Here is a 15,660-nt window from a genome sequence, read left to right on the forward strand (position 1 = left end):
TCAGGCCAGGACGTGGTCAAATGGATGGGGAACTTGGGGCCTCAGACCTCGGCGCCCGTTTCGGGCCGCAACATACGCATTTTGTCGTTGAATGCCAGCATTTTGCTGGCCTGCGGGACGATCGCCTAATGACGGGGGACAAGCCGATTTCGCCGTTCTGGACACCCGGCCGGCACCTCGACCGGCGGCCGTTCCTCCAGGCCAGGGGGGCCATCACCGGGTCACTCAGGGGCTTTTTCGCCGAGCAGGGCTTCGTCGAGGTCGAAACCGCCGTCCTCCAGGTCTCCCCGGGCAATGAGACCCATCTGCACGCCCCCCGGACCGAGCTCATCCGGCCCGATGGCAGCCGGGCTGGCCGCTACTTACGGACCTCGCCCGAATTCGCCTGCAAGAAGCTGCTGGCGGCCGGCGAGGAGCGGATTTTCGAGTTCGCCCGGGTGTTCCGCGACCGCGAGCGCGGCGACCTGCATCTGCCCGAATTCACCATGCTGGAATGGTACCGGGCGGGCACCCCATATGACGCCATCATGGCCGATACCGTGGTGGTCATCGCCCGCGCTGCGCAGGCGACCGGAATCGGGACCTTTGCCTTCCGGGACCGGACCGCCGATCCCTTCGCCGAGCCGGAGTTGCTGACGGTCGCAGGTGCCTTTGAGCGTTTCGCCAGCATCGACCTGCTGTCGACAATCTCGGGCAACGAGGCTAACCGCGCCGCGCTCGCCCAGGCGGCCGCCGGCAAGGTCCGCATCGCCGAAGACGACACCTGGTCGGATATCTTCAGCAAGGTTCTGGTCGAGCATGTCGAGCCGCATCTGGGGCAGGGACGTTTGACCATTCTGTTCGAGTACCCATCTCCAGAGGCGGCGCTGGCGCGGGTAAAGGCCGACGATCCCAGGGTCGCGGAACGGTTCGAGGTTTATGCCTGCGGCGTCGAGCTCGCCAACGGCTTTGGCGAACTCACCGACGCCGAGGAACAACGCAAGCGCTTCACGGAGTCCATGGCGGAGAAGCAGCGCCGCTACGGCGAGGCCTATCCGCTAGACGAGGATTTCCTGGCTGCGGTCGCCCAAATGCCCGAGGCGAGCGGTGTCGCGCTCGGCTTCGACCGGCTGGTGATGCTGGCGAGCGGCGCAACACGGATTGATCAGGTGGTGTGGACGCCGCCTGCAAATGAAACGTTAAGTGAAACATGACGAAGACCAGTCTTGCACGGACATTGCGTGAGCCAGCCGAACTCGTGGCCGCGGACCTCGCGCCTGCTACGGCGCTGCCGGCGCTCGAACGCGTTGCCGCGCGCTATGCGGTCGCGATCACGCCGGCGCTTGTCGATCTGATCGACAAATCGGATCCCGATGATCCGATCGCACGGCAGTTCGTTCCGACCGCCGCGGAGCTAGAGATGCAGCCGGGCGAAAACGCCGATCCGATTGGCGACCACCCGCATTCGCCGGTATCGGGCATCGTGCATCGCTACCCCGATCGCGTGCTGTTCAAGCTCGTTCACGTCTGCGCGGTCTATTGCCGCTTCTGCTTCCGCCGCGAGATGGTCGGGCCCGGCAAGGAGAACGCGCTCTCGGATAGCGCCTATCGCGCCGCGATCGATTACATCCGCACGCATGGCGAGATATGGGAGGTGATCCTGACCGGCGGCGACCCGCTGATGCTGTCGCCGCGCCGGCTGAGCGAGATCATGGCCGATCTCGCCGGCATCGATCACGTCAAGATCATCCGCCTTCATACCCGCGTGCCCGTGGCCGACCCCGCGCGGATCAGCGACGACATGGTCGCGGCGCTGAAGGTCGAGGGCGCGACCACTTGGGTGGCACTGCATGCCAACCATGCGCGCGAGCTGGCGGGACCGGCCCGCGCCGCCTGCGCGCGGCTGGTCGATGCCGGGATTCCCATGGTGAGCCAGTCCGTGCTGTTGCGCGGCGTCAATGACAGCGTCGCAACCTTGTCGGATTTGATGCGAGCTTTCGTCGAGTGCCGGATCAAGCCCTATTACCTGCATCACGGCGATCTCGCGCCAGGCACGGCGCATCTGCGCACGACGCTGGCCCAGGGGCAGGAGTTGATGCGGCAATTGCGGGGGCGGGTGTCAGGACTGTGTCAGCCTGACTACGTCATCGACATACCGGGCGGTGCCGGCAAGTCGCCGGTCGGACCGAATTATGTGTTGGCGGAGCAAAATACCGCAGCCGAACCACGTGATGCAGCCTCGGAAACGCGCTATCGTATCGTCGACTATTGCGGCGACGTTCATCTCTATCCGCCCGAAATCTGAGCGGTAAGAGAACGCCGGTTTGAGGAATGGAGGAACGGACATGAAGAAGATCATGGTGGCAGCATCGCTCGCAGTCTTGCTCGGCGGTGCGGCGATTGCGCAGACCGGCACCAAGGGATCGACATCCGGCGGCGCCGCGTCTGGAACGTTGCCACAGGCGCCGGTCGGTCACCGCCAGCCGCGTGCCGGCGACGTACCGAACGAGAAGAATCTGACCGACCCGAACAATCCCGTGAACAAGGAAGACGCTCTGCTCGACAAGAAGATCAAGAGCATCTGCCGCGGCTGCTAAGCCGGAACTGCTGCGCGGTGGGCAGGACGCGAACAGCATCGCCCCGCCCACCTGTTGCCCGCTTAAGCGGAACGTTCGTGCAGTCCGGCGCGCGCGGTGTTGCGCCGGATCTCGACCGCATCGGCGAGCTGCTCGAGTACGGTTGCCGTCGTCGCCCAATCAATGCATCCGTCGGTGATGCTCTGGCCGTAAGTCAGCGGCTTGCCCGGCACCACGTCCTGGCGGCCGGCGACGAGATTGCTCTCGATCATCACGCCCATGATGCGGTTCTCGCCGCCCGAGATCTGGCCGGCGATATCGGCCATGACCAGCGGCTGGTTTTCCGGCTTCTTGCTCGAATTGGCGTGGCTCGCATCCACCATCACCAGCGGCGCGACGCCGGATTTCGCCAGATCGTTGCAAGCCGCGGCGACGCTTGCGGCATCGTAGTTCGGCTTGCTGCCGCCGCGCAGGATGATGTGGCAGTCCTCATTGCCTGCGGTCGAGGCGATCGCCGAACGGCCGAGCTTCGTCACCGCCATGAAATGATGCGGATGCGAGGCGGACTTCACGGCGTCCGCGGCAATGCGCACATTGCCGTCGGTCCCGTTCTTGAACCCGACCGGGCAGGACAGCCCCGAGGCCAGCTCGCGATGGATCTGGCTCTCGGTCGTGCGCGCGCCGATCGCAGCCCAGGACACGAGATCGGCGATGTATTGCGGCGTCGTCATGTCGAGAAATTCGGCGCCGGCGGGCAGGCCGAGATTGTTGATGGCCGACAGCACGTTGCGCGCGAGCCGCAGGCCCTTGTTGATGTCGAAGCTGCCGTCGAGATTGGGATCGTTGATCAGGCCCTTCCAGCCGACGGTGGTGCGCGGCTTCTCGAAATAGACCCGCATCACGATCTCAAGCTGGTCAGCGAGGTCTTCGCGCAACGCAGCAAGGCGCTCGGCGTATTCGAGCGCAGCCTTGGGATCATGCACCGAGCAGGGGCCAACCACGACCAGAAGCCGGTCGTCCTGGCCGTTAAGGATGGCATGGATCGCGTTGCGCGCCGCCATGACCACACGGGTGGCCGTGAGGGTGCGCGGGACCTCCCGCATCACGTCATCGGGCGTGCTCAGCTCTTTCAGTTCGCGGATACGAAGATCGTCGGTCGTGCTCAGCACGGCGGGCTCCTGTCATTTTGAGAACCTGCCGGCCAATAAAAAAGCCGCCAGGTCTGGCGGCTGTTCGGACGTTTGCTTCAATATTTCAGATTGAGCGCGATCCTCCTGCCGCCAGCGAGCTGTCGTAGCTAAAGTACCAAAAATAGCTGGTGGCAACGGTGATCATGGGGGCCATATAGCGCGCCGTTGGCTCCTTGTCACCCCCCAATCGGCGTCAGGGGCTTTGAGGCGCCTCAGCTGTTGCTCTTGCGTGCCGCCAGGGCCATGCCGATCAGGGTGGCGCCGCCGAACAACAGGTTGATGCCGACCAGCACGCCGATGGCCCATTCCGCCGAACTCGGCAGTCCCGTGATCACCATGAACGCGATCGCGATGTCGAAGAGGCCCGAGATCAGCAGCCACGACCAGCGGCCGCTCAACTCGCGGCGGTGCTCCAGTGCGTACATGATGGTGGCGACACCCTCGGCGAGGAAGTAGGCACCGAGCACGATGGTCAGCGTCAGCACGGCCTGCATCGGGCGGGCCAACAGCAGCATGCCGGCGAGCACGGCGAGGGCCGCCGAGAGCAGCGACCACCAGAAGCCCGGTGTGGCGCGCGCCCAATAGGTCACGATCAATCCGCCGATGCCGCTGACCAGGAACATCCAGCCGAGAAAGATCGTGATGGCAAGGCTGGCGAGCGGCGGCAGGATCAACGCGGCGATGCCGAGAACGGCAAGCAAAATGCCTTCAAACAGAAACGCCTTCCAATGCGCCTTGACCGCCTGGCTCATCGCGGATTGCAGCCGTGAAAAATCCTCGGGCGAAGTCATGATGGCCTCTCACGTCACGGGAAGCGGATGCGGCTCAATCTAGTATGCGCGCAGCCCGCTTGCCATCCCGCGGATCAGCCGCTGCCGTGCGCTGACGAAAAACCCTCGCCACTGGTGCGGATGCGGTTGCGGCCAAGAACGTAGATCGCGGTCGTGACGACCAGAAGCGCAAGGCCGAGCAGGATCGAGGTGAGGCCGATCGGGATCAGCGCCAACGTCAGATTGCGCTCGGGATTGATCAGCCAGTGATGGATCGAGGTCAGCACGAAGGCGAGGCCGAGGAAGCCGACACCGCCGCCGGCGAGCAGCAGCGCCCACATCCGGCGCAGCTGGCTGAGTCGCTCGCGCGCAACGTCGGTTCGCGGCGCGTGATGGCGCGCGACGCGCCGCACCAGGCGCATGGCGAAGGCGATCGAGCTGAAGCCGATCAGCAGGCTCGCGGCGCCCAGCCACATCCGCAAGCCGGGATCGAGATCAGGCATTCTCTGCAAGGTCAGGAGCGGGAAGTCGAAGGCCGAATGCAGCGCCAGCGGACCGGCGAAGATCAGCAGGCGGCTGGACAGGCGGGCCCAGTCGCGGTGGTGGCGGTTTGCGCCCAGCGCCGTGCCGGCGCGCGCGATCGTGAGATAGGCGCCTGCGATGATGCCGAGCGCGCCGTGGAACGGCACGGTGAGAACGCTGCGCAAGGCCGCCAGCGACCGCCACATCTCGGCGTGCTGCACCAGATAGGCGAGGTTTTCGTAAGCCGCGAAGCCGAGGCCGACAGCGGCGCCATAGACCACGGTGTCCATGGGATTGGCGAAGGTTCTTCGCTTGGTCGAGGAGACCAGCACGATGGCGATCACCTTCACCGCCTCCTCGGGCAGCGCGACGCCGAAAACCGAATGCATGGCGAGCGCCGTCCAGGGATTGTCGGGCGCCGCGACCATCTTGGCGAAGGGGGCCCGGGCGAGACCCAGCAAGGAGATACTGGCCGCGCCGAGCAGGAACGCAGTCCAGACCTGGGCCGGCGGCCCGGGGCGCTCTTCGGCGGCAATGACAAGCCACAGCATCAGCAGCGCCGGGGCGATGGCGGCCGTTCCGATCACGGTGGGTAACGCTTCAATCAGATACATCGGCGCCGAAAATAGGTTCCCTTAGTCCGCTTATCTACGTTTCCCGATGCGACCATCTGTCATGCGCCAGCTGTCCCGTTGCTTAACAAGCGCGACAGCTGGCGTTCATCAGGACCGCAACGTGTAGAATACGAGCGTAATCAATCGCATGACAGAACCACCTCGTCGTCAACCGTAACGGCTGCGCGCCTGTCAGCGGATCGCGATTGATAAGTCAGATCAAGGCAATGTGCAGGTTTCTTCAATCCACGATGCACGTGGGCGGGCAGCGAGTCCAGAGGCGGGACAAGCCACCGCGCGGCCAGCTGGACCGCTTAGTCACGCTTCGTTGCACGTCCGCGGAGTGGTGATGCCACCAGGCGGGTTCGCACCTGCTCGAGCTCCCAGATGGCGCGTATGAGGCATGTGCCAAGGCAGGAGACGATGAGCAGCAGCACGAAGGCCTGGTCGGCGGGAGGGATATGAATCATGGCGTTGATTAAGCAACGCGCATGCCATGCGTTCCCGAGCAGGCCTGCGCACTGCGCAACGGCATGTCACACCAGCGCCCGCAAGGCGAGCAGGGCCCGTGCTTTCTGCTCTCAATGGGTGGTGAACGGCGGTGGAGCGTCGGGCGCGATGTCGAAGGCCCCAAGGTGGAATTCATCACCGACGGCGGCCTCGTCTGGCTGGGAATGGTGGGCGAGCAGCGTGAAGGCGGCTTGCGGATACTGCTTCCAGATATCGAGATCGTCGGCCGTAATGGTGAGCCAGCCGAACGTGTATATGTAGCGCCCGGGCTCGGTGACCCGGCCAACCCTCTCCCAGGTGATCTTATCAACCGTGATCTTGTCGACTGCCATCCGGTCCCCCGATCGCAAGTCCGCAACTCAAAAGTCTGCAAATGAAGCCCGGCACGTGGCACGGACCCCAAAAGCTGATCCAGCAATGGGGCCGCGATGGGGCAGCAATACGGATTGGTTTGGACCGGCTTCAGGCTGGCTGCGGCATGGCCTGGCGCACGACCAGGCGGACGAGGTCGTCCCGCTGCTGTTTCTCGGCGAACTTCACCGCAAAGCCATTGTCGAACTTGCGGACGACGCGTCCGACGCAGGCGCCGACGGCAAGCGGGGTCCCGATCGGCGGGTCGTATTCGCAGGAGATCGCAGCGCCGGCCGTGGAGACGTCGATGATGAAGCAGGAATGGGTGCTGCCGTCGGCAACCGTCAGGAATGTGTGCGAGGCTTGCGGAACGAAGCGCGCGTCACGGCGCAGGTCCAGGACGCTGTCGTCCTTCTGCTTCTTTTCGAGCCAGGTCAGCTTTTCCGACATCCAGGCGCGGCGGGCCCGGGTCATGTCGAGCTCCATCAGGAAGCCCGATTTCAGCGTCGCGCTGATGGTGCACTGGAATTCGCCGAAATCCTGGAAGTAGGAGGTTACGCGCTCGCCGATCTTGCCGACGACCGGCACGTCGACGATCATGCGGAAGGGCGAGACGCGCTTGGTGCGGCAGGCGAAGTTTCGCAGCTTGCCCTCGCAATCGTACCAGCGATGCAGCGAATAGCTGCCGCTCACGGTTACTTCGACTGCACGCTGCCTGAGGAACTCTGCGACGGACATGGGCGCTCGATCGTGTTTCTGGTTGTTTCCGTAATTCCACGGTAGCGATCAAATTCTAAGCAAATGATACCGGCGCTCAGGAGCAGGGGTAAATTTCCGGTAAATGGCCGGGGCGGTAGTGTGCCGGGGTAAGCGGCAAAACGTCCCGGCTATCGGGTGCGCTCATTCACAACCACGTCATTGCGACCCAGCGGTGCAGTCGAGGCTCTCGCCGCTTCTCGACCGGCTTACTGAGACCTGACGCGGGCTTCTTGGCCCGAGCTGAGCGGCGGCATTCAGGCAGGCCCGTGCAGCGCCAGCAAAACCAGCGCGCCAATGGCCACGGCGAGCTTGATCACCTTCCAGGTCAGGCTGTCCCACCTGATCTCCAATCCGAGCCATGGCAATGCGGGCCGCATCGCGCGTGCGCGAGCGCTTCGACGATGACGATCGCAAGGGCAATGCCGGCGATGACTGACCACGACGCCTCGGCCGGAGGCATCCATGCCGCGAGCCAGCCGGGGACCAGGTCCCGCAACGACACGAGCAGCGCAAACCATCCGAACAGGGAGACGAAGCCTTTGACGATTTCGGGCCCGATCGCTTCCGGCTCGAACCGGATCCCGATCGTTGCGAGCGCGCGTTCGATGCGCTCGCCATCGGTCAGGAAGATGAATGCCCCGAGGTAAAATGGCACGCGCGATTGGAAAAAGAACGCGATGATCGCTGACAGGATTGCGCAGCCATAGGCGGCGCGGAGAATGTGCCAGCCGCTCATGCCCGACGGCTCAGTTGCCTTGGCGGCTTGGGGCTGCGGCACCGATCTGGCGCGCGCCATGTGCTCCAGCATTTTGGCGCGTCGGTCCGGCAAATAGGGCGCGGTGCAGTGGATCCAGGCCGGGGGCGTGGTCACAGCCGGCGGGGCGCCGGAGTGGCCGTCCGGGGTGGATTTGTGCTGCTCCATGGACCGAACCCGATCCTTCAAGCCGTGACACCGTCGCGGTGGGCGAGGTTGGTTTCCTTCGGACATTGGTCGGAGGTGAGGGGCCGGGAGGTTCATACCGGGATGACAGATTCTGCCGGCGCATCGCCGGCCTGGCCGGCTTCCCGAGCGATCAAGGCCGGCCCCGACGATCTCATTTCCATAGATTGCCATGACGTGCCGTGTTGTGGCTAAGTGCGAACGCGGATGCTGCAAGATCAAGAAGCCGTCCAAAATCCAGACCTCGGATGTCAGGACGATCGTGGTTCAAGAACTCGAATTCCTGCCTAGACTTGAGTCGTTGCGCGGCCTGGCTGCGGTCTCTGTCGTCGGCTACCATGCGTTCGGACGATTCACCGACACCTATGTCACAGGCATGGCGCCGGTGGTGCTCTTCTTCGTGCTGAGCGGCTTCGTGCTGTCGCGCTCGCTGGCTCGGAACGACGACATCGCGGTATTCCTGCGTCACAGGATTCTCCGGCTGTTTCCGGCGGCGGTTGCGGTCGTACTGCTGCTGGCCGGGCTTCACGAGGCCTTCGGATTCTATCTGGGCTTCGGGTCCGATTTTTCGCCCTTCAACGTGATGTTGAACGCTCTGATGATCCGGCACGACATCAATGGGCCGATGTGGTCGATGACGGTGGAGTGCTTCGCAACACCGGTTATCGTTCTGACCTTCCTGGGCGGCCGGCGGTTTGGCCCGCGCGTCCTGATCGCGGCGATCTCGGTGTTGTTCGGGCTGTCGTTCATCGGACCATATGCGCACCTGCTCGGCGGCTATACGAACCTCGCGCCTTTGTACGCTTTTGTGCTTGGCGTAGCGCTGCACTTCTCGGGACGCCGCCTCGTGGAAGCTATCGGCGGTCGGCAGATGGTGGTGGCTGTCGTGGCCGGTGTCCTGCTTCTCTATTGCGGCCTGCAAAAGCAAACCGCGCCGATCATCCTGCTCGAAGCCTGTTCGTCCGGGCTGCTGGTTGCGCTGATCGCGTTTGGGGAGCTGCAGCGCGGCATTCGTTTGCTGGATCAGCCGGTGATCGGCTTCTACGGCCGGATATCCTACAGCTTCTATCTCTTCCACATGATCGGCTTGAGCGTCGCGGTCCGCATCAGCGCCATCGACGGTTGGCCCATGCTGTCGATCCTGTTGAGCATTGTCCTCGGCGTGCTGTTGACCACGCCGATGGCGTGGATATCCCGGCGGTTCATCGAAGAGCCGTTCATCGCGATAAGCCGAAAATGGCGCGACCGGCGACGTGAGGTCTTCACGACGACCTGAAGACGTCCGCAGCGCGGTCGTTAGCCTTCGCCGCGCCGGTACGGCACGTTCGGTCAGCATCGGATCGTCGGTGGACTGGGACAGAATTTCTGGCGCGCCGGATGATGTTCCTGTTGAAGTCCCGCTGCAGTTGCGCTTGAGTAGCAACAGGTTCGGGGGGACTGCTTTTTATGTGTCGTTTTATGTCTGCGGCGCTTCGCGCCGTGGTGCCTGATGTCGCGATAAATTGTCGTTCGAGCAGGCCCGACGGGGCCTATGTCTTGTCACGGACATGACCGTCATGTCTGGCGGCCTGTCTCCGCGAAAAGCAGGCATCCTCGATCACGCCGACCGCGTCGCCACGGACCGCGTGGCATGGCGTGAGAAGAACAGCTTTTTTCACGACGAGGACGAACGCTATCTCCGGTTCCTAATCCCGGCGGGAAGTCGCGTCCTCGACATCGGATGCGGCGTCGGCGACACGCTCGCGAGCCTCGCGCCATCACATGGCGTCGGAATAGATTTTTGCGGCACGCAAATCGGGATCGCGCGACAGCGCCACCCCTATCTCACGTTCGTCGAAGGCGATGCCGAAGACCCCGCGACACTGGAAGCGCTGCAAGGCCCGTTCGACTATATTCTCGTCCTCGATACGATCGGTTCGCTGGAAGATTGTCAGAAGTTCATCGCCCAGCTGCATCCGCTCTGCACGCGTGATACGCGGCTGGTGATCGGTTACTTCTCGCATCTCTGGTACCCCGTGCTGAAATTCGCCGAGCTCATCGGCCTGCGGATGCCGCAGCCGGATCAGAACGTGCTGTCGCCGTCCGACTTGCGCAGCCTGGCGAGGCTTGCGGATTTCGATCCGGTCAAGTCCGAGCAACGCGTGCTCTCGCCGGTCCGGATATTCGGGCTCGGGCGCCTCCTCAATCGTTTCGTCAGCGTGCTGCCGGGAATCCGCCAGGTGGCGCTGCGGCACTATATGGTCGCGCGCTCGAGCCGCAGGGCGAGGGAGGAGTTTGGCTCGGCCACCGTCGTGGTGCCGGCGCGTAACGAGCGCGGCAACATCGAGCCGGCTGTCCTGCGGATGCCCGACTTCTGCGGCGACATCGAGATTATCTTCATCGAGGGCCATAGCCAGGACGGCACCTTCGAGGAGATGGAGCGGGTCAAGCAGGCGCATCCTTCCAGGGACATCAAGGTGATGCGCCAGCTGGGCAAGGGCAAGGCCGACGCCGTCTTCACCGCGTTCGACGCGGCGCGCGGCGACGTGCTGATCATTCTTGACGCCGACCTGACCATGCCGCCGGAGCAGATTCCGAAATTCGTCGAGGCGCTGCTGTCGGGCAAGGGCGAGTTCGTCAATGGCTCGCGCCTGGTCTATCCCATGGACGAGGGCGCGATGCGCTTCCTCAACCTGATCGCCAACAAGATCTTCTCCTATCTGTTCTCCTGGCTGCTCAATCAGCGCTATACGGATACGCTCTGCGGCACCAAGGTTCTGCGGCGCAGCGACTATCAGCGCCTGAAAGCCGGAAAGGCCTATTTCGGCGATTTCGATCCGTTCGGCGATTTCGACCTGATCTTCGGCGCATCGAAGCTCAATCTGAAATCGGTGGATCTTCCGATCCGCTACGCCGCGCGCACCTATGGCGAGACCCAGATCTCCAGGTTTCGCCACGGCTGGATGCTGCTGAAGATGGTGGCTTTCGCCTTTCTCAAGATCAAGGCGATCTAGGCCGTGGAAACCACGGTGCGACGACGATGATGTCGGCCGATTGCAGTTTTCCTGACGCGCGCCTGAGCGGGAGGGGCCGAACATCGCTGATCCTCATCGCGCCGTCATTGTATCTGGCGGCGACGTTGCTCTATTCGGCCTGGCAGGCGGTCTGGGGTGTCCAGGTCGATCCTGAATCGGCCTACACCATGAACGGGCTGGTGGCGGCGGCCGGATATGGCTCGCTGAAATTCGATCATCCGGGAACGACGACGACTTTGCTCGTCGAGCTGGTCATCAGGGGTTGGGCCTTGGTCGCCCGGCCCGATGATATCGTCGCGTTCGGGCTCAAGCACTACGATGCGATCACCACCGCGGCGCGGACTTGCGAGGCGCTGGTGCTCTCGGGCGCGTTGCTGGCAGGCGGGCTCATCGTCGGCCGGACGACGCGGAGCGCCATTGCCGGCTTGCTGTTTCAGGCCGGCGCGTTCGTTCATCCCGATGCGCTTCACTTTCAGACGGTGCTCGCTCCGGAAAGCCTCATGGTCGCGATCGCCCTGTTCGGCATGGCGATCGTGCTCAAGGCTGTGCTCGACGAGCGACCGCCGGCGACCAGCCTCGGCGTCGTGTCCGGTTTGATTTTCGCGCTCGGCTTCTCGACCAAATATCTCTATTTGCCGCAGGCGCTGTTCGCCGTGTGCCTGCTGAGAAGCCGGCGGGCGTTCGTCGCCGCCTTGATCACCGGGGCGATCGGCTTCGTTGGCTTCAGTCTGATCTTCAACCCAGGAACGATCACGCGCGGGTTCGGATGGCTTGTGCAAGTCGCTACCCACAAGGGCCATTACGGCGAGGGCGAGACCGGATTCATCGACTTCGCGACGTTCTGGTCCAACATGCGCGAGATCATCGCGGCCGTGCCGTTCGCGGCGGGCACCTACATCGCAGCCGCGGCCGTGGTGCTCGCCTGGTGCATCAAGACGCGCGAGTGGCGCGATCCGGTCAGCCTCACGCTTAGCGCCGCCGTCCTGATCTTTGCGGCGCACCTCGTGGCGACGTCGAAGCATTTTGCGCTGCATTACATGATGGCATCTTGGGCGCTGACGGGCGGCGTCCTCGTCCTGATCGTGGTGCAGATCAGGCGTCTGGTCCCGGCCATCCCGGCGGTGGCGCTATCCCTGTTGGCGGGCAGCCTGTGTGCCGCTACGACCGCGGTGACGCTGATCGACGCCAGAACTGTCGCGCTGCAAACCTCGCGCGCGAATGCGATCGGGGCCAGGCTCTCGGACGCCGTGGTCGCTGCCGGTCCGGCTTGCGCCAACGTCTCCGGCATGTTCGTGCGTGCACCGGAAAACGACATGAACCACGGCTGGGACATGACCTTGCAGCTCTGGGGCGACCAGGCGATGCGGGAGAGGTTCTCTGCTGCCTATGAGCGCGCCTTCACGGTCGCCCTGCTCGACCACAACACCTACACGCGCGTCCTGAAGAGCAATTTTCGCACCACCAGCTACGCCAAGCTCGCCGCGGACTATCCCTGCATCATCGTCCGCGCACCGTGGGAGCTGAACGAGGAAACCTCGATCGGGCTGCTGGCGCTCAAGCCGGACCATTGCGTGATCGAGGGGGTCCACGTCTACACGATCGGGCTCGCCTGCGCGAAGGTGCGCGAGAGCTTCCTGGGCGAGCGGTGAGGGATGGGGGCTGCTTGGCGCTCCCTAGCGGAATCGAACCGCTCTCTCCACCGTGAAAGGGTGGCGTCCTAACCGATAGACGAAGGGAGCAAACGCAAGGCCGGGCCGCATTTGGCGACAGGCCTGCCGGCCGCGCGAGTCGTGCCCGGCGGCTGGCAGCGGGCGAACGTATAGTGGCCTTTGGGCCCGCGGGCAAGCCGTTCCGGAACGCTGTTTTGGGCCCGGTGGATACGCGCCCCGGGATCATTCGGGCGGCGATTTCAACCGTTTCTTAGGGTTCCCTGGGCTAGCGCTGGAGCGGGAGAGATTTTTCGCCAATGCCACAGCCCAAGAAGCGCGCAAGCCGCAAGCTGCTGTCGCAGCACGCCTGGATCACGCTCGCGGGCGGATTCGCGGCGCGGCATTGCCTGGTCGAGGACATCTCGGCCTCGGGCGCCAGGATCACGCTGGACGAGGACGCGAGCCAGCTGCCGGGCGTGATCCGGATGGCATTTGCACGCGATGCCCGGACCGGGCGGAGCTGCCAGGTGGTGTGGCGCCGCGGCAAGTCGGCCGGCGTCAAGTTCCTCTGACGGCGGCCCGGATGGCGCCTGGCGCGGGTCCGGGCTACAAGGCGCGGATGCGCGCGACCGTCCTCTTTCTGATCTCTCTCGCTACTACCTCCTCAGCCGGGGCCGAGACCTTGCGCCTGCCGCCGAGCGAGCAGCCGCAGTCGGGCAAGGCCCTGCCGCTGAAGGGCGCCGCCGGGTCTGCGAGACCCAACGGCTGCGCCGCCTATGGCCGGGGCTTCACCATGGTCGAGGGGACCTGCGTCAAGATCGGCGGCGCGGTCAGCGTCGGCACCACGGTCGGGCGCTAGCCCCGATGTCGCCGGACCTGTTGCGGCTCGATCTCCTCGTCCCCGCGCTGATGTATTGCGCGCTGCTGTGGTGGGTCGGACGCGGGATGTCCTGGACCGCGAAGATCTCCATTGCGATCGTCACGCTGGTGCTGATCGTCGTCGTCGTGCTGGTCGAGCGCGGCCGGCACTAGGCCGCCCGAACAGAAAACGCGAAAACAACCCCATGCACAGTAGAGGCCAGGCGCGGGCGGTTTGCGCGCTCATAGCGATTTTGCGCGCGCTCACCGCAGCTTAAGCCGCGTCAGCGGGTCACGACATCGGCGGGGCCACGTGCTGCGCAAATCCGGGTCGCTTGCCGAGCTCGGCGAGCCACCGCGTCAGGTTCGGCTGCGCCGGCCGGGTGATGCCCTCGACGCCGAGCCAGCGTCGCGCATAGGCGCCAACAGCGATGTCGGCGAGCGTGAACTGGTTGCCCTCCATGAAGGGCCGCGTGGAGAGCAGGCGATCGGCGATCGCCCAGACCTCGGCGGCCGCATCGGCATCCCTTTGGATCTTGACCATGTCGCGCTCGGCGGGCGGCGTGCGCACGATGCCCCAAAACACCGGGCGGTCGACCGGCTGCACCATCGACAGCGTCCAGTCGAGCCAGCGGTCGACGCCGGCGCGCAGCTTTGGCGCCTCCGGATAGATCGGCGTGCCGCGCCCATGCGCCATGCAGAGATAGCGCATGATCGAGTTGGATTCCCATAAGCTGAAGTCGCCTTCGACCAGCGTCGGGATCCGCGCATTGGGGTTCATCGCGAGATAGCCGGCCTCGCGGGTCTTGCCGTATTCCATGCCGGCGTCGATGCGCTGGTAGGGCAGGGCGAGCTCGGCGAGGCACCACAGCACCTTCTGCACGTTGACCGAATTGGCGCGGCCCCAGATCGTCAGCTTCGTCTCTGGCATGTCGTTCCTCCCGCAGCGTTTCGTTTTCGCGGGTGATAGCGGAATTTCGCGAAGTCAGCGAGCCGCGATTGCCGCGCGCCCCTCATGCAAAAAGCTCCGCCCGAGGCGGAGCTTTCATGGCAGGGTCGATCAGGCAATCAATGGCCGAAGAACAGCCACAGCAGAATGATCACCGGGATCGGCACCCCCAGCAGCCACAACAATAATCCGCGTCCCATTGTTTCCTCCTCCAATCGCATCGTTGGGGAGTGAACGCGGCGGGCGAGGGCCTTGTTCCTGTGGCGAGAGCCTTACCAGTGGCCGGTATTCGGCATCGACGCCCACGGCTCCGCGGGCGCCTTCGGCTCGCCCTTCTGGAGGATCTCGATCGAGTGCAGATCGGGCGAGCGCACGAAGGCCATGTTGCCGTCGCGCGGGGGACGGTTGATGGTGACGCCGGCCTTCATCAGCTTCTCGCAGGTTAAGTAGATGTCGTCGACCTCATAGGCGAGATGGCCGAAGAAGCGGTCCTCGCCATACGTCTCCTCGTCCCAATTCCAGGTGAGCTCGACCAGCGGCGCGCCGCGCGTTTGCGGCTGCGTCTTCAGCGCCTTGAGATCGTCCGACGAGCACAGGAACACCAGCGTGAAGCGCCCCTTGTCGTTCTCGATCCGCCGCACCTCCTTCAGCCCCAGCGCATCCTGGTAAAACTTCAGCGCGACATCGAGATTGCGCACGCGCAGCATGGTGTGAAGATATCGCATGGTTGTTGCTCCCTTGGATGGATGGGGTTTTGCTTTGGGCCGGGACGGCGGGGGAGAGATAGCAGGAAAGTGGGAAGAGGGGCAGGGGGCGGGGGCACATGTACGTGAGTGTGAAGCGGGTGGTGAATTAAACCAGCTAAGCGTGGACTAGGACGTCGGTGGGGAATGATTAGTGCGCCATCACCATAGGGCCGAATGCCGCCGCACACCCGCTCCCGCTTCGTTGAGATTGCCACTCAATTAGTGGTAGTAGG

General features: G+C 64.1%; 17 protein-coding genes and 1 tRNA gene. 9 read left to right on the top strand and 9 right to left on the bottom strand.

Annotated elements, in window-relative coordinates; translation table 11 throughout:
• Window positions 1-128: 128 nt before the first annotated feature.
• The 3 genes from epmA to ABID59_RS06240 are packed head-to-tail and all read left to right on the top strand — an operon-like array spanning window position 129 to window position 2,576.
• A complete protein-coding gene (epmA, locus tag ABID59_RS06230; RefSeq protein ID WP_354083112.1) occupies window positions 129-1,193 on the top strand; it encodes an EF-P lysine aminoacylase EpmA in 1,065 nt (354 codons plus the stop codon).
• Complete coding sequence (locus tag ABID59_RS06235) at window positions 1,190-2,284, top strand: lysine-2,3-aminomutase-like protein (protein ID WP_354082783.1); 1,095 nt, start codon at window positions 1,190-1,192, stop codon at window positions 2,282-2,284. The genes epmA and ABID59_RS06235 overlap by 4 nt, the downstream gene beginning before the upstream one ends.
• Before the next feature lie 40 nt (window positions 2,285-2,324).
• Window positions 2,325-2,576, top strand: a complete 252-nt coding sequence (locus ABID59_RS06240; protein ID WP_148753884.1) for a hypothetical protein — start codon at window positions 2,325-2,327, stop codon at window positions 2,574-2,576.
• A gap of 62 nt (window positions 2,577-2,638) precedes the next feature.
• Here the strand turns inward: ABID59_RS06240 and ABID59_RS06245 are convergent, their stop codons facing one another.
• The 6 genes from ABID59_RS06245 to ABID59_RS06270 all read right to left on the bottom strand — a co-directional run bounded on the left by ABID59_RS06245 (window position 2,639) and on the right by ABID59_RS06270 (window position 8,079).
• Window positions 2,639-3,724, bottom strand: a complete 1,086-nt coding sequence (locus tag ABID59_RS06245) for a 3-deoxy-7-phosphoheptulonate synthase (RefSeq protein WP_354082784.1) — start codon at window positions 3,722-3,724, stop codon at window positions 2,639-2,641.
• Between the two features lie 233 nt (window positions 3,725-3,957).
• A complete protein-coding gene (locus tag ABID59_RS06250; protein WP_354082785.1) occupies window positions 3,958-4,536 on the bottom strand; it encodes an HdeD family acid-resistance protein in 579 nt (192 codons plus the stop codon).
• A gap of 74 nt (window positions 4,537-4,610) precedes the next feature.
• A complete protein-coding gene (locus tag ABID59_RS06255) occupies window positions 4,611-5,651 on the bottom strand; it encodes a PrsW family glutamic-type intramembrane protease (RefSeq protein ID WP_354033553.1) in 1,041 nt (346 codons plus the stop codon).
• Window positions 5,652-6,232: 581 nt separating this feature from the next.
• On the bottom strand, window positions 6,233-6,493 hold the full coding sequence (locus ABID59_RS06260; protein WP_354082786.1) for a hypothetical protein: 261 nt from the start codon (window positions 6,491-6,493) through the stop codon (window positions 6,233-6,235).
• Window positions 6,494-6,623: 130 nt separating this feature from the next.
• Window positions 6,624-7,250, bottom strand: coding sequence for a PilZ domain-containing protein (locus ABID59_RS06265; RefSeq protein ID WP_354082787.1), 627 nt, complete (start codon window positions 7,248-7,250; stop codon window positions 6,624-6,626).
• A gap of 346 nt (window positions 7,251-7,596) precedes the next feature.
• Window positions 7,597-8,079, bottom strand: a complete 483-nt coding sequence (locus ABID59_RS06270; protein ID WP_354082788.1) for a hypothetical protein — start codon at window positions 8,077-8,079, stop codon at window positions 7,597-7,599.
• A 394-nt stretch (window positions 8,080-8,473) separates the two neighbouring features.
• On the opposite strand from ABID59_RS06270, the gene ABID59_RS06275 reads away from it, so the two are divergent.
• From ABID59_RS06275 to ABID59_RS06285, 3 genes are all read left to right on the top strand, one after another.
• Complete coding sequence (locus ABID59_RS06275; RefSeq protein WP_354082789.1) at window positions 8,474-9,487, top strand: acyltransferase family protein; 1,014 nt, start codon at window positions 8,474-8,476, stop codon at window positions 9,485-9,487.
• A gap of 271 nt (window positions 9,488-9,758) precedes the next feature.
• Window positions 9,759-11,204, top strand: a complete 1,446-nt coding sequence (locus tag ABID59_RS06280) for a glycosyltransferase (RefSeq protein ID WP_354033560.1) — start codon at window positions 9,759-9,761, stop codon at window positions 11,202-11,204.
• A 26-nt stretch (window positions 11,205-11,230) separates the two neighbouring features.
• Complete coding sequence (locus ABID59_RS06285) at window positions 11,231-12,874, top strand: hypothetical protein (RefSeq protein WP_354082790.1); 1,644 nt, start codon at window positions 11,231-11,233, stop codon at window positions 12,872-12,874.
• 15 nt (window positions 12,875-12,889) lie between these two features.
• On the opposite strand, the gene ABID59_RS06290 is transcribed toward ABID59_RS06285, so the two are convergent.
• Window positions 12,890-12,964 (bottom strand) — tRNA-Glu (locus ABID59_RS06290).
• 227 nt (window positions 12,965-13,191) lie between these two features.
• Between ABID59_RS06290 and ABID59_RS06295 the strand changes: the two genes are divergently transcribed.
• The 3 genes from ABID59_RS06295 to ABID59_RS06305 are packed head-to-tail and all read left to right on the top strand — an operon-like array spanning window position 13,192 to window position 13,906.
• The gene (locus ABID59_RS06295; RefSeq protein WP_148753893.1) at window positions 13,192-13,446 is read left to right on the top strand and encodes a PilZ domain-containing protein; all 255 of its coding nucleotides are present in this window, start codon (window positions 13,192-13,194) and stop codon (window positions 13,444-13,446) included.
• 47 nt (window positions 13,447-13,493) lie between these two features.
• Window positions 13,494-13,733, top strand: coding sequence for a hypothetical protein (locus ABID59_RS06300; protein WP_354083113.1), 240 nt, complete (start codon window positions 13,494-13,496; stop codon window positions 13,731-13,733).
• Between the two features lie 5 nt (window positions 13,734-13,738).
• Window positions 13,739-13,906: a hypothetical protein gene (locus tag ABID59_RS06305; protein ID WP_187435159.1), complete on the top strand. Its 168-nt coding sequence runs from the start codon at window positions 13,739-13,741 to the stop codon at window positions 13,904-13,906.
• Window positions 13,907-14,024: 118 nt separating this feature from the next.
• Here the strand turns inward: ABID59_RS06305 and ABID59_RS06310 are convergent, their stop codons facing one another.
• The gene (locus ABID59_RS06310) at window positions 14,025-14,663 is read right to left on the bottom strand and encodes a glutathione S-transferase family protein (protein ID WP_354082791.1); all 639 of its coding nucleotides are present in this window, start codon (window positions 14,661-14,663) and stop codon (window positions 14,025-14,027) included.
• A 290-nt stretch (window positions 14,664-14,953) separates the two neighbouring features.
• Window positions 14,954-15,406 (bottom strand): VOC family protein, encoded by a 453-nt coding sequence (locus ABID59_RS06315; protein WP_354082792.1) that lies wholly within the window; start codon window positions 15,404-15,406, stop codon window positions 14,954-14,956.
• Between the last annotated feature and the right edge of the window lie 254 nt (window positions 15,407-15,660).

The sequence above is a fragment of the Bradyrhizobium sp. S3.3.6 genome, assembly GCF_040546905.1.
GTDB lineage: Bacteria > Pseudomonadota > Alphaproteobacteria > Rhizobiales > Xanthobacteraceae > Bradyrhizobium > Bradyrhizobium cytisi.